The 20,524-nt window shown below is 35.5% G+C and carries 12 protein-coding genes; 8 read left to right on the forward strand and 4 right to left on the reverse strand.

Annotation, left to right across the window (positions count from 1 at the left end; genetic code table 11):
* Nucleotides 1–201: 201 nt before the first annotated feature.
* Nucleotides 202–723 (forward strand): DUF7935 family protein, encoded by a 522-nt coding sequence (locus ABD935_RS10780; protein ID WP_345192041.1) that lies wholly within the window; start codon nucleotides 202–204, stop codon nucleotides 721–723.
* Here the strand turns inward: ABD935_RS10780 and ABD935_RS10785 are convergent.
* On the reverse strand, nucleotides 715–1,635 hold the full coding sequence (locus tag ABD935_RS10785; RefSeq protein WP_345192042.1) for a patatin-like phospholipase family protein: 921 nt from the start codon (nucleotides 1,633–1,635) through the stop codon (nucleotides 715–717). The genes ABD935_RS10780 and ABD935_RS10785 overlap by 9 nt on opposite strands.
* Nucleotides 1,636–1,845: 210 nt before the next feature.
* Between ABD935_RS10785 and ABD935_RS10790 the strand changes: the two genes are divergently transcribed.
* Nucleotides 1,846–7,944, forward strand: coding sequence for a PKD domain-containing protein (locus ABD935_RS10790; RefSeq protein WP_345192043.1), 6,099 nt, complete (start codon nucleotides 1,846–1,848; stop codon nucleotides 7,942–7,944).
* Between the two features lie 15 nt (nucleotides 7,945–7,959).
* Nucleotides 7,960–8,955 (forward strand): PorP/SprF family type IX secretion system membrane protein, encoded by a 996-nt coding sequence (locus ABD935_RS10795; protein WP_345192044.1) that lies wholly within the window; start codon nucleotides 7,960–7,962, stop codon nucleotides 8,953–8,955.
* Nucleotides 8,956–9,112: 157 nt separating this feature from the next.
* Here ABD935_RS10795 and ABD935_RS10800 read toward each other — a convergent pair whose 3' ends face one another.
* The gene (locus ABD935_RS10800) at nucleotides 9,113–11,140 is read right to left on the reverse strand and encodes a M1 family metallopeptidase (protein ID WP_345192045.1); all 2,028 of its coding nucleotides are present in this window, start codon (nucleotides 11,138–11,140) and stop codon (nucleotides 9,113–9,115) included.
* 108 nt (nucleotides 11,141–11,248) lie between these two features.
* Here ABD935_RS10800 and recG point away from each other — a divergent pair, with 108 nt between their 5' ends.
* From recG to ABD935_RS10820, 4 genes are all read left to right on the forward strand, one after another.
* Nucleotides 11,249–13,396 (forward strand): ATP-dependent DNA helicase RecG, encoded by a 2,148-nt coding sequence (gene recG, locus ABD935_RS10805; protein ID WP_345192046.1) that lies wholly within the window; start codon nucleotides 11,249–11,251, stop codon nucleotides 13,394–13,396.
* Between the two features lie 449 nt (nucleotides 13,397–13,845).
* The gene (locus tag ABD935_RS10810) at nucleotides 13,846–14,427 is read left to right on the forward strand and encodes a MiaE family protein (RefSeq protein WP_345192047.1); all 582 of its coding nucleotides are present in this window, start codon (nucleotides 13,846–13,848) and stop codon (nucleotides 14,425–14,427) included.
* A 216-nt stretch (nucleotides 14,428–14,643) separates the two neighbouring features.
* On the forward strand, nucleotides 14,644–16,812 hold the full coding sequence (locus tag ABD935_RS10815; RefSeq protein WP_345192049.1) for an endonuclease MutS2: 2,169 nt from the start codon (nucleotides 14,644–14,646) through the stop codon (nucleotides 16,810–16,812).
* A gap of 222 nt (nucleotides 16,813–17,034) precedes the next feature.
* On the forward strand, nucleotides 17,035–17,451 hold the full coding sequence (locus tag ABD935_RS10820; RefSeq protein ID WP_345192050.1) for a thiol-disulfide oxidoreductase DCC family protein: 417 nt from the start codon (nucleotides 17,035–17,037) through the stop codon (nucleotides 17,449–17,451).
* Between the two features lie 255 nt (nucleotides 17,452–17,706).
* On the opposite strand, the gene ABD935_RS10825 is transcribed toward ABD935_RS10820, so the two are convergent.
* On the reverse strand, nucleotides 17,707–18,303 hold the full coding sequence (locus ABD935_RS10825) for an NAD(P)H-dependent oxidoreductase (RefSeq protein ID WP_345192051.1): 597 nt from the start codon (nucleotides 18,301–18,303) through the stop codon (nucleotides 17,707–17,709).
* 93 nt (nucleotides 18,304–18,396) lie between these two features.
* On the opposite strand from ABD935_RS10825, the gene ABD935_RS10830 reads away from it, so the two are divergent.
* Nucleotides 18,397–19,296, forward strand: coding sequence for a LysR family transcriptional regulator (locus ABD935_RS10830; RefSeq protein WP_345192052.1), 900 nt, complete (start codon nucleotides 18,397–18,399; stop codon nucleotides 19,294–19,296).
* Nucleotides 19,297–19,597: 301 nt separating this feature from the next.
* Here the strand turns inward: ABD935_RS10830 and ABD935_RS10835 are convergent, their stop codons facing one another.
* A complete protein-coding gene (locus tag ABD935_RS10835) occupies nucleotides 19,598–20,419 on the reverse strand; it encodes a sulfurtransferase (RefSeq protein WP_345192053.1) in 822 nt (273 codons plus the stop codon).
* Nucleotides 20,420–20,524 lie beyond the last annotated feature (105 nt).

The following is a 20,524-nucleotide window of genomic DNA, read 5'->3' on the forward strand; positions in this document are numbered from 1 at the left end:
GTAGGTCTAAACTTTAGCTTATCTCGAGCGGAGATAAAGAGTTCAACCGGACTTGAATCTGGTAAGTTGTTCAAATTTAATTTTTAGATAAAATTTTATATCGAACTCAAGTTATTAAGTTTAAGCTTATTCATTTAGCAAGTAATTATTTTTTGTACAATAAACACAAACCCTTATGTTTGTATATAAAACTACCTTCTTATGGAAATCAGCCGAATCATAGACCTTTTTTTGTTTGCCATTCCTTCATTAATCACAGGAATTATTGCCTATTACTTTTTTAGAGAACACACCAGAAACGAAGATGGTCGACGACGCTTTTTATTAAAAAAAGATTTGCAAGTAAATGCCATGCCACTACGTCTTCAAGCTTACGAACGCATGGCGCTTTTTTTAGAGCGCATATCGCCTTCAAAATTACTGATTAGAATAACACCAATATCCTCAAGTAAAGAAGATTACGAGTCTTTGCTTATACAAAGTGTTGAACAAGAATTTGAGCATAATTTATCACAGCAAATATATATTAGCGATAGATGCTGGAACATTATAACTACCGCAAAAAACGCAACCATTCAACTCATAAGAAAAGCTAGTATGCTCGAGAAAACAGATACGGCAAATAAATTAAGAGAAGTGGTTTTAACGGAAATGATGGAACGTCGTTCTCCTAGTGATGCTGCATTATCTTTTATAAAAGAAGAAGTTTCAGATTTATGGTGATTCGCTTAAACGCAACTCATTAGAACGTGCCGCTTCGCACTTTTTCTTAGCATAAAAATAACCTTGTTGCCACCAAGAAGTCATTAGTTTTTTATTAAAAATCAACGAGTTTTCAGTAAGTTTAGATGGCGTATAATACAAATTAAGCTTTACATCTTTATTTTTTGCCGCTAATTTACCTATAAGAATATCACTGCGTTCTACTTGATCTAATAAGTGCCCAAACAAGTTTAACATTAAAGAAAATGGGTTTTTACCAAGCACTTTATTATAGGCCATGCTTTCAGACTCCAAAATAATAGCATCAATTTCCGTTGCACCCCTTAAAATAGCCTCACGAATAGGAACCACGCAACCAAAAGCACCATCAGCATATTCAAAACCATCCTTCTTCACTAAAGACATAAACGGAATATAATTACAAGAAATCCATATCCAATCACAAAATTCATCATAACTAAAATCTCTAATAGACTTATATTCCACTTTGTTTTTTGATAAATTGGAAACCGTAACCACTACATCATCTTTTGTTTCACGTATTAATTTAAACTCATCATAAGTAAAGTTCTTTTTTAAATAACGGCGTAGTGCTTTACTCTCTCCAAAAGTTCGTTTCATTTTAATAAACTGCCATAACGAGTTTAAAAAATCTATAGAAACAAATTCTCTATTTCCTTTTTTACGAACCACAAACGGATTAACGCTAAATATATTATGCTGATTAACATTAGTAAATACTTTGTGGATTTTATCAATCTTACCAGCTGCCAAGTGAGGAATCAACAAACTACCTGTGGATGTTCCAAAAAACATATCATAATCCCGTCCTTCTTCCTGAATTAAATATTGTGCAACACCTCCAGCATAAGCGCCTTTACTACCTCCTCCAGAAATCACCAATGCTTTCATTTAAGTCTTTTATTGAATTCAGATAAAGATATTATTTTCTTCTGAAAATCATTTAAAATATCAAAAAACTCTTATAAATGATTTTTATCGAGGCATAACATACCTAATAATGGGTATAAATCTGTAAAAATCAACATAAATCCTGTTTTAATTGGGCTTCATTAAAAAGAATATTTATTTTAGTCTCAGCTATTAATACATTTTTTCTGCATGCGAAAGACTTATTTTCTTACCGTACTATCTTTTTTTATAATAACTATATCCATTTTCGCCCTAAATAAAATCGATTTTATAAACGACGAAAAAACCATTTTAGAAACAGAAAACCATACGGTAGCTGTTTTACTTCCGCCAGCTGCAACAATTTCTGGTTCAACTGATGTTTGCAGAAATGATACCGAACCGCAAATAACTTTTACGGGTTCTGGAGGAACTGCGCCGTATACATTTACTTATACTATAAATGGCGGTGGAACTCAAACTATAAACACAACTGGCTCTAACGATTCCGTAAATATAAATGTTAACACTAACACAGTCGGCACTTTTTCATACCAGTTGGTTTCTGTTGAAGATAGCACAAATGATACATCAAACGAAAACGGTACTGCAACCGTTGTTGTAAGCGAACCTACAGTGGATTTCACATTTAATAATAGTGGTGCCTGCGCTGGCACTTCTGTAAATTTCACATCAAATGTTACTGGAATTGGACCATTTACTTATAATTGGAATTTTACAGATGACGGCAGTACAAGTACCATCGATAATCCAACTCACATATTCACATCTACAGGTTGTGGCACAGAAAACGTAAACGTTACACTTACAGTTACCGATGCTAATGGCTGTTCCAACTCTGTAACACAAGCTGTTCTTGTTCAAGAAAAACCGATGTTAGAATTCACAGACATTGATAGTCCTTTTAACCCATTCAATAATTGTGGGAACAACACTACAGACCCTTCATATACTATTAATGTCGGTATAGCTAATGTGTCTGCAACATGCATAAACTCTTATGATGTAGATTGGGGTGATGGAAGTGCCATAGAAACAACTGTTACTTTTCCTGCCACACACACGTACACCCAATTAGGTTCTTTTAACATGAGAATAACTGGCAATGGAAGTAATTGTGATAATACCGTAATATATTTAATCAAGAACTCAAGTAATCCAACAGGTGCCATTGTCAATCCTGGAAACACAGTTAATCTTTGCACGCCCGTTAACCCCATTGAATTTGCCATTGGGTCTTGGGCTACCAACCCTCCAGACACCAACTATTTTGTAGATTATGGAGATGGTAACACCGAAAGCTACACACAAACACAACTTGAAGCATCAACATATTTTAATGCAACAGACCCTGTAAATTCACAAGATTTCCCAATACCTCACACATACACAGAAACCAGTTGCCCTAACAGCTATACCGTTTTCTTAGCGATTACAACATCTTGCGGACAAACCAATTTAACCGCTGGACCTATTATTATTTTAAGAAAACCCGAAGTAGATTTTGAAGACCCTCCTACAAGTTGTGTTGACACCCCTATTCAATTCAACAACAATTCTTTAGATGGATATAGCAATGATTGTAGTGTAAATGATGGGTATTTCTGGGATTTTGGAGACGGCAGTCCAATCTCCACATTAAGAAACCCTAGTCATATCTATACGGTCCCTGGAACTTACACGATTTCATTGTATGGTGAAAACTCCTGCGGGGCTACAAACACCATAACCAAAACAATTTGTATTGAACCCGAATTAATACCTGAGTTCACCTTAAGCACAAACAATGGCTGCTCTCCGCTTGCCATACAAACCACAAATACCACAGATTTAAGTGAAAGTTGCGGGGGCGAAACTTACCTATGGGAAGTAGCTTATAGCTCTGGTTTTTGTGGAAACAATCCAACGCAATGGAGTTTTACAAATGGTACAGATGAAAACTCAGCAGCTCCATCGATGAGTTTTGATACCGCTGGCACTTATACACTTACTTTAACAACAACAAATTCATGTGGAAGCAATTCAATTTCTGAAACAATAGAAGTAAAAAGACCACCAATAACAACTATTAATCCTATCGTTAATTTTTGTGGTTCAGCATCTATAGCACCAGTTGCTACAGTTGATGCTTGCGCCCCAAGTTCCGAAACCCCAACCTATAGCTGGAGTTTTCCTGGTGGCACGCCCGCAACCGCCAACACTTTAAATCCTGGAACTATAGTTTACGCTACTCCTGGAAATTACCAAGTATCGTTTAGCGTAACGAATAGTTGCGATACAACTACGGATACTGAAGATTTTACAGTAAATCCAATTCCAACACTTACTAATACCAACTTAACGCAAACTATTTGTTCCGGCACAAATACTTCGGAAGTAACCCTTACTTCTGATATTACAAACACAACTTATATATGGACAGCAACAGCTCCAGCTGGAGTAACGGGATTTACTGCTTCTGGGAATACAGATGTCATTCCTGTTCAAACTATTTTTAATTCTAATACAACTTCTCAAGATGTTACTTACACCATTACACCATCTGTTGGTGGTTGCGATGGCAGTTCAGTAACTTTAATAATTACTGTAGACCCCGCTCCTGAATTCACTAGTCAACCTCAGCCCGAAACGGTTTGTTTAAACGGCCCTTTAAACGCATTATCCATTACTGTAAATGGCCCAGGAACACCAACATACCAATGGTACAGCAATGCAACAAATTCTAATACTGGCGGAGCTTCAATTACAGGAGAAACGGCTTCAACTTACACCCCACCAAACACCTCTGTTGGCATTACATATTATTATTGCGTGGCCTCATTTACCTCTGGATCAGGCTGCAACGAAATCGCTTCAAATACAGCAAGAATAGAAATTGTTGATGGCATTCAAATAGACACCAACCCAACACTAACAGAGCGTATTTGTAACGGTGGAGATATTGCTTCCGCACTCTCCGTAACACACTCTGGAGGCACAGGGACAATAACTTATCAATGGTACAGCAATACCACAAATTCCAATACTGGAGGAACGATTATTGCAGGAGCAAACAGCATAAACTATACGCCACCTACTTTTAACACCTCAGGTAATTTTTATTACTATCTGCTTATTTCACTTAACGGAAGTGGCTGTAGCGATATTACAAGCGAAGTAGCCGAAGTTATTGTTGTTGACGACCCAACTATTACGACACACCCCATAACCACCCAAACACTCTGTCAAGGCATTATACCACAAGATTTAGAAGTCATAGTTTCAGGCGGATTAGGAAGTTCATATAATTACCAATGGTATAGCAATACAACAAACACAAATTCTGGCGGGACATTAATTACAGGTGAAACAAACAGCATATTCACACCACCTACCACAACTGTTGGAACACTTTATTACTATGCTGTTATTACGCAACCTGGCGCTGGTTGTAGTGTGGTTAGTACTACTTCGGAAATTAATGTAAATCCCGCACCAGTTTTCACTGCACAACCAGCCTCCAACACCTATTGTCTTGGCGATTCCCTAAATCAGCTTTCAGTGTCGTATGCTAACGGTGTGGGCACACCAACTTATCAATGGTATTCGAATTCAGTAAATGATTCCACTACAGGAACGGCTATTACTGGCGAAACAACAGCTACTTATAATCCGCCCTCAGGAACCGTTGGAACAGCGTTTTATTACGCTATTATTACGTTTTCTTCAGGAGGTTGTACTCAAATCACTTCCAATGTCGCAGAAATCACAATCAATCAAACACCAAGTATTGGTCCTAAATCAGACATTATTTGTAGCGGTAATGCTTTCGCCATTACACCTGATAATTCCGGAGGCGACATAGCTCCTATTGGAACCACTTACACATGGACGAACCCTGTTATAAATCCAATTGGCTCTATAAGCGGAGCTTCAATCGAAACAACCCCTCAAAACAACATCAGTCAAACCTTAATAAATACCACCACAAACCCTTCAACGGCAACTTACACCGTTACACCAACATCAGGAATTTGTATTGGCAATGACTTTGAAGTCACCATAACGGTTAATCCATCCATTAGCATAACTGAAATTACAATTAACAGCGATTGCTATTTGGCAAATACTGGTTCTATTGACATTTCAATAGCTGGTGGCGTGCCGTTTTCGACAGGAAACCCATATCAAATTTCTTGGACAGGACCAAACGGATACACCAACACTAATGAAGATATTTCTAATTTAGAACCCGGAGACTACACGGTTACCATTATAGATGATGGTGGTTGTCCGTTTTCAAACACATTCACAATTACTGAACCTAATGAATTAATATTTAGCACGATTGATTTCGACCTAGAAACCATTTCATGTTTTGGAGCAAATGATGGCACTATAGGTATTGAAATTTCTGGAGGAACAACACCATACACCCATAATTGGACAAGAAATGGAGCTGCTTTTACAACTACGGAAGATTTATCAAATCTAGGTCCTGGTGATTATGAAATAACAGTAACTGACACGAATAACTGTACGCCTATTATTGAAAGTTTCTCGATAATGGAACCAACAGCATTAAACGCCAACCTGTCAAATCAAGTCAATATTATTTGTTTTGGCGATGCTACTGGCGAAATTAATGTTACTATTTCTGGAGGACGATTAATTGAAACCAGTCCCGGAGTTTTTGATTATTCATACGCTTGGACGGGACCAAACGGGTTTACCAGTAATCTTCAAAATTTAACAGGGTTATTTGCAGGAACATACAATTTAACGGTAACGGACAAATCAAATTGCACCGATACTTTAGAAGTAATTTTAATTCAAACAGATGAAATTATTATAGATTATACAGCCACAGAAATTGAATGTTATGGCGATAATGACGCATCTATAACCATCAACAATATATCTGGCGGCAATCCACCTTATACTACGGCATGGAGTAATTTTGGGTCTGGAATGGTTCAAACAAATTTATCCGCAGGTACTTATGTGATTACCGTAACAGATAATACAAATTGTGTAAAGCAGGCTACCGTTGTTATTGACGAAGCGCCTATTTTCACCATAACACCTGCCGTAAATAACGTGTCTTGTTTTGGAGAAAGCGATGCGCGTATTGTATTAAATCTCATTGGAGGTATAGCCCCAGTAACCGTAGTTTGGGACGATGACCCTACTGCTGGTGTTGAACGCAATAATATTGGTCCAGGCACATACACCGTCACTATTACAGATGGCACACCTTGCGTCATCACCGAAACCTTTACAATTACTGAACCTGACAAACTAGCGCTTTCAGCAAATACTACCGATGCTTTAGATTGCGATGATGCCAATAGCGGTGCTATTAATTTAATTGTTACAGGAGGCACACTTCCGCTAACGTATTCATGGTCCAACGGCGCAACCACAGAAGACCTCAACGCTATACCACCAGGAAATTATTCAGTTACCATAACCGATGCCAATACTTGTCAAATCTCTGGAGATTGGACTATTAACAGGTTCGAACCCCTTGAAGTTCATGTTAATACGGTTACCGATTTTGATTGTGCCGCCAAAACGGTTGAGCAATCTTTTGTAGCCCAAGTTTCAGGTGGTGTTCCTCCATATAATATTAATTGGTCCAGCGGTTCGATTAGTGGTGCAAATGGAGAAATCATGGATACCAATCAAAATGGACTTGTGATTATTGATGTTTCTGATAGTTTAGGTTGCACAACCAATTTCTCATATAATGTTGATATTCCTGTTTTAGGTGATGCTGATTTTGCAATAACATCAAATGCGTTCAGTACTTTTGGATTCTATTCCATTCAAGACCCTATTCAGTTTACAAATACCGCTACTGGCGACTATATTTCTATATCCTGGGATTTTGGAGATGGTAATTTTTCAGCAGAAGAAAACCCAACTCATACCTATATTAATGAAGGTAGCTACATCGTTACACAAACAGCAACCTACCCTTTTGGATGTGTTTACACGAAACAAATCACTTTAATTATAGAAAAAGGATATAGTATAATCATGCCAAACGCATTTACACCAAATGGCGATGGCATGAATGCCTATTTTGCTCCAGAATCTATTGCACTAAGCGATATAACACTCAATATCTATGACACTTGGGGCAGTTTGATATATTCTGAAAAAGGCGACAATATAAAAGGTTGGGATGGTAAAATAAATGATGCTGAAGCAGAAAACGGCAACTATTACTACACCCTTGAGGCCAAAACTTTTTATGACGGTACTATTACTAGAAAAGGCGCATTTGTATCCATTAAATAAAAGCAACAACTAAGGATGAAATTTAAAATATTCACATTAATCATTATAAGTTGCTTTTCAATTAAAGTAAACGCTCAAGACCCTATTTTTTCTCAATACTTTTTAGTTCCTGAAACTTTAAATCCAGGATTTTCTGGCTTTGAAGATGCTTCATATTTTGGGCTAATCCACAGAACACAATGGCCTAGCCTAGATTTAAGAGTAGACACCGAATATGCCTTTTATAATTCGTGGATTGAAGATATTGGCGGTATAGGCTTTAGTATTTTAAATCAACATGAAAACAATACGAATTACAATCATTTACAAGGCAATATAAACTTCGCATATCATATTAGACTTGCAAACGAATGGTATTTCAGACCAGCTGTAGAAGTTGGTTTTGGGGCAAAATCTTTTAACTTCGGGAATTTAGTTTTATCAGACCAAATTAATATCAATTCTGGAACGATAAATCCAACATCATCCGACCCTTTTGCAATAAACGCCAATAGAAAAATAAACTTTGTCGATTTTACCGCTGGTTTTGTTTTCGACAAAAAAAACACCCGAAATAACACCGATTTATGGTTAGGAGCTTCAGTGAAACATTTAAACAAACCCAATATTTCATTTGTTGAAAATGGCAATGTACCGTTAGACATTTTTTATTCATTGCATGCCAATTACAAGTTCCCTTATTTTGATTATAACGACATGATTATTTCAGCCAACTACATGCAACAAGGCGAATACAATAGATTAGATATCGGAACGACCATAAAATTAGAAAAACTAATGCTAGGTGCCATGGCAGTTACAAATCCAGCAAAAAACAATTCAAACAGTCATTTACTAACCTCTATAAATGCCTTTGTAGGAATAGAATTTGAGCAATTACGTTTTGGATTTTCCTATGATGTAAATACAACAGGCATTGGCAGGACCGATGGCGTTTACGAACTTTCAATCACCTATTTATCTGGTTGTTTAATTTGTAGAAATCCGTCGAATTTGGAACGGAGGAAGTAGAAATGAATCCGTCACCCTGTCCCAAAAGCTTTCGTGATTGTTTCAGGGTCACACCCCAACACGTCATTGCGAGGAGGTTACGACGTGGCAATCTCATAAATTCCACCATAATAAACAGATGCTCAAGCTTCGCTCAGAATGACGGAAACATTTTGGCTTACTGCATAGACTTAAGCATGGCTTTAGCAAATTTTGAAAATCGCCAGTTATGATGCTTTGTTGCTTGCTCTAAATTTTCTTTGCAGTTCTCAGCGCAAGCACTTATCCATAATAAATATTTAAAAGCATTTTCTCTAATTTCAAAACCGTATTTAGGACTTGTATAATCCGTTAATTCATTAAAGTAAGCCGTTTCATTCTCAGGGTTATAATCATCGCTTACCAATGCCAATGCCAACCAAATTATTCTAATGTTTTTATCATTAAAGCCTTCAATATCTTTTGTTTGATTTAAATACTTGTTTTGCTCCTCAGGAAAACTATTCCACAAACCAAACAAAGCTGCTTTAATTGTTATATAAGATTGGTCTTCTAATAGGGTTTCATAATCTGTTTTTAATTCTAAAGGCACTTTAGATAGCGATAGCGCGACGGCTTGACGAATTTTTAAATCATTTGACTTTAATGCTTTTTTTAAAATATTATGGTTAACGCCCGCAATCATTTCCTTTGAAAACAAATGAGCTTTAACTCTCGGATACATGGCATTTTCCCAGTATCTATTTATCTTATTATCTAGACCATCTGATGACACTAACAACATATCGTCAAGTGTAATCATTTGCGCGATCTCTTTTGAAGCCGCTTTTAAAGGATTAATATAGTCTTCATAAAGAAACCCGCTGCCTTCCAACCAAGTGTTTACAAAATTTGTCAAATCTTGGCCACTTGCCTTTTCAACTTCACTTATAAAATCATCGGTCTCTACATTCTTAAATTGATGTTTTAGTAGATAGTTTTTCACACCTTTTTTGAAGGCTTCATCGCCTACCTTTTCGCGCAACACATGCAACACCCAAGCCCCTTTTTTATAAAACGTTGTACTACTCGATTTTGGATTGAGCAACGCCGTTCCTTGTCTTGCTTTGTGCTGCTCTAACAATTCTTGAGCATAGTCGTAAAGCTGCCAATAGTAATACGCATCTCCAAAAATGTGGCGTTCTGCTAACAAGGCATAATAAGTCGCAAAGCCTTCTTGCAACCAATGATGCGTTCCAGACGTTTCAGTAACCAAATCGCCAAACCATTGGTGCGCCAATTCATGTGCATTAACGTTAACGTAGTTTTTATCCACAAAGGCAATAGAATCAATTACAAAACTATCGGCAAAAATGGTGGTACTCGTATTTTCCATACCTGCATATAAAAAGTCTTTTACAGGAACTTGTTTATAATTTTGCCAAGCATACGGCACGCCTATTTCTTCCTCCAAAAAATCAAACATCTGTTTGGTATAGCGGTACGTGGGCTCAACTTTTAAAGAATCTTCAGGATAGTAATACATTTCTAAAGGAATACCGCTATTTGAATATTCTACTTTCTTGTCATATTTTCCGATAGCCAAGGCAACTAAGTAGCTTGACATGGGCTTTTGCATATCGTAATGCCAAGTGGTTGTGGAGTCGTTGATTTGTTTATTTGTTAGTTTTCCATTGGCAATAACTTCATAATCTTTATCGAAAGTTATTGTTAAATCAAACTCAATCTTATCGTTCATGTCATCAATAGAAGGCAGCCAATTACTTGTGTATTTTCCTTGGCCTTGGGTCCAGATTTGTTTATTGCTGATTGTCCCACTGAGTGCAGTCGAAGTGTCCCAATCTATAAAATACAGGGCTTTTTTGGGCTGAGTCGAATAATCAAATTTTAACTCATACCTCTCGTCTTTCTTAAATTCATTGTAGATAATTAATCTATTGGAGTCATTATGAAATTCAACATCCGCCTGAACACCCAATCCATGCAAAACAATATTTGAAAACACCACTTTGTTTGCATCAATAAAAACAGAATCAACGGCTTTTAGAATTTCAAATTCATAAGTAATCGTTCCAGTAACTTCCTTTTTGCTTAAATCACCAAAAACAATATGGGCTTTGGCTGTATTAAAATCCACATTATCGGTTTGTTGGGAGAACCCCAAAGAAGCAGTAAACAGGAATAAAAGAAGTACTATATTTTTCATATTTAAAACCCAACAAGTATTAGACCAAATTACCACTTTAATAACAATCTTAAAAGTTCCAATATAATAAGATTACCATTTTCATGAGAATTAATTAAATTCGCCTTTATGTCTGTTAACCTTCAAACTCCCATAGATTACTTAAAAGGCGTAGGGCCTAATCGAGCCGATTTACTACGGAAGGAATTAGGCGTTCACACCTATCAAGATTTAATCAACTTATTTCCAAATAGATATATAGACAGAACCCAGTATTACAAAATTAGTGGCTTACAGCGTAATAACGCCGATGTACAAGTTATTGGCAAAATAACGGGCTTTAAAGAAGTGGCTCAAAAACGAGGCAAACGTTTGGTTGCAACCTTTGTTGACGAAACTGGTGCTATGGAATTGGTTTGGTTTCGAGGGCAGAAATGGATTCGCGAAAACTTAAAGCTTAACAAACCCTATGTAGCATTTGGCAAAACCAATTGGTTTAGTGGAAAATTCAGCATGGCGCATCCAGAACTTGAATTGCAAGAAGAACACGAAAAAAACCTTCGTTCTGCCATGCAACCGGTTTACCCTTCCACTGAAAAATTATCAAATAAAGGGATTTCAAATCGTGTGATTAGCAAAATCATGCAACAATTATTTACAGAAACTAACGGAAAATTTGTTGAAACTTTACCGGACAATTTACGTTCAGAATTAAAGTTAATCAACAAACAATCTGCGCTTTTTAATGTGCATTTTCCGAAGAGCCAAGAGTTACTTTCTCGTGCTCAATTTCGATTAAAATTTGAAGAATTATTTTATATTCAACTGCAATTAATCATTAAAAATTTAATCCATAAATCTAAAATAAAAGGGGTTTCTTTTGAAACGGTCGGCAACTATTTTAATTCCTTTTTCAAAGACCATTTACCCTTTGAATTAACTCATGCACAGAAACGTGTTTTAAAAGAAATTCGTGCCGATTTAGGAAGCAACGCACAAATGAATCGGCTTTTACAAGGCGACGTAGGTTCTGGAAAGACCATTGTAGCCTTCATGTCAATATTAATAGCACTTGACAACGGTTTTCAAGCCTGCTTAATGGCGCCGACTGAAATTTTGTCAGTCCAGCACTATTACGGACTACAAGAACTATGTAATAAATTGAATATCAGTATTTCAATACTTACAGGTTCAACTAAAACTTCAAAAAGACGAGAAATTCATGAATCTTTAGAAAACGGCGAATTACAGGTGCTAATTGGCACCCACGCCTTACTTGAAGATAAGGTGAAATTTAAAAATTTAGGACTCGCAATCATAGATGAACAACACCGATTTGGAGTTGCCCAAAGAAGTAAATTATGGAGAAAAGGGCCTACTCAATCCTCCCAAAGGGAGGAAGCTAGAGAAACCTCTTCTTCTATCCCCCCACACATTTTAGTCATGACCGCCACCCCCATTCCACGAACATTGGCCATGTCTGTTTATGGCGATTTAGACATCTCTGTAATTGATGAATTACCCCCTGGTAGAAAGTCCATAAAAACGGTTCATCGATATGATAAAAACAGACTAAATGTATTCCGATTTATTCGTGATGAAATTGACAAAGGGCGACAAGTATATATTGTATATCCGTTAATTCAAGAAAATGAAAAAATGGATTATAAAGATTTGATGGATGGCTACGAAAGCATCTCTAGAGACTTCCCTATGCCCGACTATCAAATATCTATTGTCCACGGTAAAATGAAACCTGCCGACAAAGAATTTGAAATGCAACGCTTTATAAAAGGCGAAACTCAAATTATGGTAGCCACAACAGTTATTGAAGTTGGCGTAAACGTTCCTAATGCATCGGTTATGATTATTGAAAGCGCCGAACGTTTTGGCTTATCGCAATTACATCAACTAAGAGGCCGTGTTGGTCGAGGCGCTGAACAGAGCTATTGCATTTTAATGACAAGTCATAAACTGAGCGCCAACAGTAAAACACGATTAGAAACCATGGTAAGAACCAACGATGGTTTTGAAATAGCCGAAGTCGATTTGCGTTTGCGTGGCCCTGGCGATATTATGGGCACACAACAAAGCGGTGTTTTAAACTTAAAAATAGCAGACATCATAAAGGACAGCGATATTTTACAATTAGCCAGACACCATGCTAAAAACATTCTAAAAATAGATTCTACGCTTTCGCTTCCAGAAAATAAAGTGATTTTACATACGTATAAACAGCTTGGCAAGTATAAGAATATCTGGAATTATATTAGTTGATGACCGAAGAAGGAAGACCGAAGCTTGAAGTTTGGTTGAAACTACATGGAAGTTTTAGTTTATTGTTTGATATTTTGAATTCATGAATCTTTCGATTTCACGGGAATGACAATTTCAATTGAAACCCCGAGACAGAGCCACGAAGAATTCTTTTCGATTAAATCTAAACTTCAAACAAGTCGCAAAGCCTTCCCCTCTTGGGAGGGGATTAAGGGGTGGGTTTTTCAATAATAAAACCAATAAACATAATACGAATTCACAATCCCTATTGCATTACGCAACTCGCATTAGGGATTGAGGCTTTGTTGGAGCTCTTTTTGTGTTGTTGCACCTATGCAACACAAAAAAGCGACTGCCAAAAGCCCGACCTTTAGGGAATGCCCAAATAATTTAATCGGTTATTTTTAAGCTTATTTGGTATTTGACTACTTTTACAAAAACAAAAAAATATGCTTGGTTTAAAATTAGCTACAGACCCACGATGGGTAAATATAGTAGAGTCGAATATTGAGGAGATTTTAACGGATCATGCTTGGTGCGAGCAAAAGGCCGCCAGCAATGCCATAACTATTATTACGCTTAATTCCGAACACACCGATTTAGTTACCGATTTACTCCTTTTGGCCCAGGAAGAGTTGGAGCATTTTCAGATGGTACACGATATTATAAAAAAACGCGGCTACAAACTAGGTCGAGAACGCAAAGACAGCTATGTTAATGAGCTTTATAAATTCATGAATAAAGGTGGAAACAGGTTGCAAAGCATGATAGATAGATTATTGTTTTCGGCAATGATTGAAGCTAGAAGTTGCGAGCGCTTTAAACTACTTTCAAAAGAAATCAAGGACCCTGAACTTTCTAAATTTTATCATGATTTAATGATTAGCGAAGCAGGGCATTACACGACATTCATAGGTTTTGCTCGTAAATACGGACAAGGCATTGATGTTGACAAACGTTGGCAGGAACTTATAGATTTTGAGGCAGAAGTGATTCAAAATTATGGGAAATCTGAAACTATTCACGGATAAAAAAAACCAACCAAATTATTTATTGATTGAGTTTTTAGCAACTGATTGTAGTTTGATTGATGATTTTTTAAAATCATCAAGTTAAACAGAAATACCACTCACAGGTGTTAGCATTTTGTTAATTAACATTTTAACACAAGCAACCATAAGAGTGCAAATCATCTCAAACAGAATGTGTAACTTTGCATTTCTTATTCCTAGACGCTATACTTAAGAATGATTCATATTCACGAAAAAACATTACAAGATTTAGAGTTTCAAACTGTTTTACAACAGGTAAGCGAGCTTTGTATAACACCACTTGGACATGAGAAAGCATTAGAGATTTCACCTTATAAAACTAAGGACGAATTACTTGTCGCACTTCATCTTACTAACGAATATTTATCCTCATTTTATAACGACAATCGCATACCTAATCATGGTTTTGACACCATTGCGAAAGAATTAAAACTACTGCGCATAGAAAACACGTATTTAGAGGTTCATGGATTAAAAAAAATAATTGCCATGTCCATTACAGTCAACGCTATTGTTATGTTTTTAAAGAAATTTGAAGACTACTACCCCACGTTGAACGAGTTTGCATCGCATATTGAAGTCACTAAAATACTTATTGAAAAAGTAGACGCCATTGTAGACCGATTTGGAGACATAAAAGATAATGCTTCAAATGTACTTTTCGATTTACGACAATCTATAAACCGAATAAAAGGCAAAATAAATGCCAGTTTTAGTTCAGCTTTGAACACCTATCATAATCTTGAATATCTTGATGACATACGAGAATCGGTGGTTGACAACAAACGCGTACTAGCTGTAAAAGCGATGTACAGACGCAAAGTGAAAGGCGCTATTATGGGCGGCAGCAAAACAGGGAGTATTGTTTACATAGAACCTGAAACTACATTACAATACTCAAGAGAACTCAACAACCTAGAATATGAAGAACACGAAGAGGTTATAAGGATTTTAAAAGAAGTTACGGATTTTATGCGTCCGTTTTTACCATTATTACAAGATTACCAAACGTTATTAATTGATATAGATGTGATTTCCGCTAAAGCGAAATACGCAAAATCCATGCATGCCATTCTTCCTGAATTTACTGAAGACAGAAGTATGTACTTACGCGATGCCTATCACCCATTACTTTATTTAAATAATTTAGAGAAGAAAGAAAAAACATTTCCGCAGACCATAGCACTAAAACAAGATAGCCGAATTATCGTGATTTCGGGTCCAAATGCTGGCGGAAAAAGTATTACTTTAAAAACCGTTGGATTACTGCAAGTGATGTTGCAAAGTGGTATGTTAATCCCGGTACACGAGCGAAGCAAAGTGTTTTTGTTTGATAGAATTTTAAGTGATATTGGTGACAATCAATCTATTGAAAACCATTTAAGCACCTATAGCTATCGTTTAAAGCAAATGAATTATTTCTTAAAGAAGTGCAATAAGAACACACTTTTTTTAATTGATGAATTTGGAACAGGGAGTGACCCCGAACTTGGTGGCGCTTTAGCTGAAACTTTTCTAGAGGAATTTTACCATCGTGAAGCTTTCGGCATTATAACCACCCACTATTCCAACCTAAAAATATTAGCTAACGAGCTACCAAACATGCTTAATGCCAATATGCTTTTTGATGAACGCACTTTGGAGCCACTTTTTAAATTGGTTATCGGTCAAGCCGGAAGTAGTTTCACCTTTGAAGTGGCTCAAAAAAACGGCATTCCCTATAGCTTAATCAATCGTGCCAAAAAGAAGATTGAACGCAGTAAAGTACGTTTTGATGCTACTATAGCAAAGCTTCAAAAGGAGCGCTCTCGATTAGAAAAAACGGGACAATCCTTAAAACTCAACGAAAAGAAAAAACTTGAAGAAGCGGATAAGCTAGAAGGGATTAATGCTAAAATCCAAAAGAAACTAGAAAGCTATCAGGAGTTATATGACAGCAATCAACGATTGATTTATTTGGGGCAAAAAGTTAACGATATTGCCGAAAAATATTTCGAGAGCAAGCAGAAAAAAGCTTTAATGGACGAGCTTTTTAAAGTGGTTCAAATAGAAAACTCTAAACGTAAAAAGGTTACTGCAAAGCAGAAAAAAGTAATTAAAGCCAAAGAAACTCAAGTAAAACAAGAAGCCGAAAAGAAAGTGGAAGTTATCCGCAAAAAGAAAAAAGTAGCAAAACAAAAAGCTATTGAAACCCCTAAACCAAAAGCGACTATAAGAATAGGGGATCGCGTTAGAATGGAAGACGGCAGAGCTATAGGCACAATTGATAAAATTGAAAAAAACAAAGCCGTTGTAAATTATGGTATGTTTACTACTAATGTGAGTTTAGACCAATTGGAATTGGTTGAGGCTGTAAAGAAGTAAACAGTGAAATAGTCTTCAGTAAGTAGTAAGCAGTTCGCTACCGTTTTCAGACTTAAAACGAAGCTTAATCTAGGCAAAGAAACAGATTTGAATGCGTTTTTAAATAGCCTGTAAAGCATTATCTTTGTTAAGTCATTGGAGCCGTTTTAGGCGTGGTAATCTGTTTGTTTTAAATCGAATTAATGATTGTTACGTCATCCTTCCTCACAACGACGAACTATTATGGTAAATATCCCAAAACATAAAAAACTAATTCTTTTTGATGGTGTTTGCAACCTCTGCAATAGCTCAGTATTGTATGTTATAAAACGAGATAAAAAGAACAGGTTTATGTTCGCTCCTTTACAAAGTGAAGTTGGGAAACAAATTATAGATAAATTTAATATTGACACTAATCAAGTAGATTCTATAATTTTGTATAACCCGGAAAAAGGACTTCACAACAAAAGCACTGCTGCTTTAAAAGTAGCTTCACAATTGGGGTTTCCAACTAACTTAATGACCGTTTTTTTAATTGTCCCAAATTTTATCCGCAATTGGGTTTACGATTTTATAGCGAAGAATCGCTACAAATGGTATGGTAAAAACGACGCTTGTATGATTCCTACACCTGAGTTAAAGCGTAAGTTTTTGGAATAATTCTCTTCTGTCAAGTTCAACTTATTTTGCCTTCTCCTCATAATTTTAGTAAAATCCAGAAACAACTTCAGGCATGACCAATATTTTTTGGATGAAATTATTCATTATCAATTGTTTATAACTTTTACGTAAATATTATATTACATATTGACTTTTCGATTTTAAAAAACTAACTACGCTTATCGCTTGATATAAGTCATTAAAACGGACGTATATCATTAAAGTTGTACTGCATTTCGCAAACAAACCAGATAATTACAAATTAATCATTAAAGCATTTAAAAAAGTACTGTAATTATTCAACTCAAAAGGAACATCTGCATTTTTTTCCATATCGTGAAAATGATGTGTTGCTAATAATTCCATTCCTGTAAAAGCATTCATTCTGTGAAACCCAAACATAACACCTTCATCTACACTTTTTTGATTAAAAAATTCATTTTCTAAAGTAAATGCAGTTTTAGGTGCATTCCAACTTGTAGTAAGTATATATTTTTTTCCGTGCATTAAACCACCAGTTCCGTAATTGATGTTTGGATTTTTTCTACTTCTTCCATCACTTGAATAAATTCCATTTTGATGACCTTCCGTAAAAACTTCATCTATATATTTTTTAAATCCAAAAGGGATTTGAAACCACCAAATTGGAGTATGATAAATCACTATATCTGCCCACTTAAATTTTTCAACTTCTTCTTTTACGTTATAATTTTCACCTACTTGAGTAAACTTCACTTCAAATTCTTCAAGCGTATCAAAATATGAAATAGTATTATCGAAAAGTGTTTCGTTAAATCTTCCACCAGAATGCGCAAATGGATGACTTCCATTAATTATAAATATATTTTTCATTTGTCTCTTATTTTATTTGAGGCAAAATTAAAGTAATATTTATTATTGTAAAAATAATACAAATCATACCTTTGTATCAATATTTTAATAACTATGGTAAATTTAGAATGGTACAGAACATTTAAAGAAATATATGAAAACGGAACTTTGACTAAAGCTTCTATTGCTTTATATGCGTCACAGCCTGGAGTTAGTGTACACCTAAATGCCTTAGAAGCTTATGTTGGTAAAAAACTATTTGAACGTACTTCGAGAAAAATGATTCCAACAGAGGATGGGAAATTTTTATACGAATATATTATTGAATCTTTAAAAAAACTTGAAATTGCAGAACAGCATTTTAAAAAAACAACTCAAGAAAAAAATCCATCTCTAAACATTGGAATGTGTTCAGAAATGTTTCAACTTATTATTGAACCCGAAATTCCAAAACTAGACTTTGACCTATTAGCTAGATTTGGAGCACATACAGATTTAATAAAAGACCTAAACAACGGAATTTTAGATTTAGTAATAACACCTAAAAAACAGAATGAAAAAAAATCATTAGTTGAGTATATTCCGTTTTCAAAAGAAAGAATCGTTTTAATAGCAGGAAATAAAACGAATGTAACTAAAATACAAAAACACATTAAATCAAAAAATTTAAGTAAGTTAGAAGACGAACTACTTCAAAATGTTTGGTATAGTTCATCAAACGAAATGGAACATTTTAGACGTTTTTGGTTTGAGAATTTTAATAAGAAACCTGCTTTCAAACCAAACTACATTTTACCAAACATAACTTCTATTATAAGATGTTTAAACAATGGAAACGGACTTGCATTAGTTCCAGATTTTTTATGTCAAGAACAAATTAAAAGAAACGAAATAAATTTAGTTTGGGAAGGAAAAGTAAAAACGGAAAACACCTTATATTTTGCATCAAGAACAGATTTGAAATACAAAAAAGAATTAGATACAATTAAGAATATATTTACATCAAAAATGTAATAAAAGACAAACTTAAGCCGTATATAATTTATTGCTGGCTCTAGCCTACTTACGAAAATCCTCGCGGATTTTCTATTCCGTTTTTATTTGCTAACTTTATAGTGCTTGAAACACGCAACTTTCCTTATACAAACACGATAAGCGTAATTCCCAAAATCACTACTACTTCAAACTCCTCAAAATAAAATCTACTCGTTTATTAGTGTTTTTATTTTCTGCATAAGCATCTGTAATGTGTTTTGCCTGAACAGCGAGTCCTTTTTAATAGGCGACTCAAAATCATCAGCATAATCAAAAGTTATTAACCCTTAACTAAACTGCCCCATTCCGTCCATGAACCATCATAAACCGAAATGTTTTTATATCCAGAAATTTCAGCACCTAAAGCCAAAACACAGGCCGTTAGTCCAGAGCCACATGAAAAAATAATAGCATCATTTTTATCGGCAACCATATAAAATGCTTTTGCTAAATCTTTTTTTGATTTTAAAATACCATTTTCTAATAAGTCCGTAAATGGTAAATTAACAGAATTTGGAATGGTTCCCATTCTTAAGCCTTCTCTTGGTTCTGGCACTGTACAATTGAATCGTCCTGCCGAACGCGCATCAATAATATTATGGGTTTTGTTTTTTGAAGCATCTTGAACGTCCTTAAAGAATTTCATAAATTGAGGTTGAAGATTAGCCTCAAAATCACCAGAATCACCAGTATAAAGTTTCATAGATTCTGTTGGGTATTCCGCTTTTAACCACGCAGGAAACCCGCCATCTAAAACCGCAACGTTAGTATAACCGAACGCTTTAAATAGCCACCACACACGAGCACTTGAATAAATACCCTTATCATCATAAACCACAATAGCACTATCATTATTTATTCCTAAAGCTCTAGCTTCTTTTTGAAATTGTTCTGCGGAAGGAAATGCACTTGGAAACGGATTTGATGTATCGCTAAATTTCTTTTTTATATCAAATAGTCGTGCGCCTGGTATTTGGTTTTGCGAAGCATCAAACACTTTATTTATTGTTCCGTCTAAAACAATAAGGTTATCGGCAACCAAATTGTTTTGAAGCCATTCCACTGAAACGATAGGTTCTTTTAAATATATTTTAGAACTCATTTTGAAACAAATTTTATTCACGCAAAGACATCAATTTCCAAGCATAAATTAATTATGAACTGGTTTAAACTTTTTTGATTTTCCCTGATGAAATATAAAGTTAAA

The organism is Algibacter agarivorans (assembly GCF_039543245.1).
Classification (GTDB): Bacteria; Bacteroidota; Bacteroidia; order Flavobacteriales; family Flavobacteriaceae; genus Algibacter_G; species Algibacter_G agarivorans.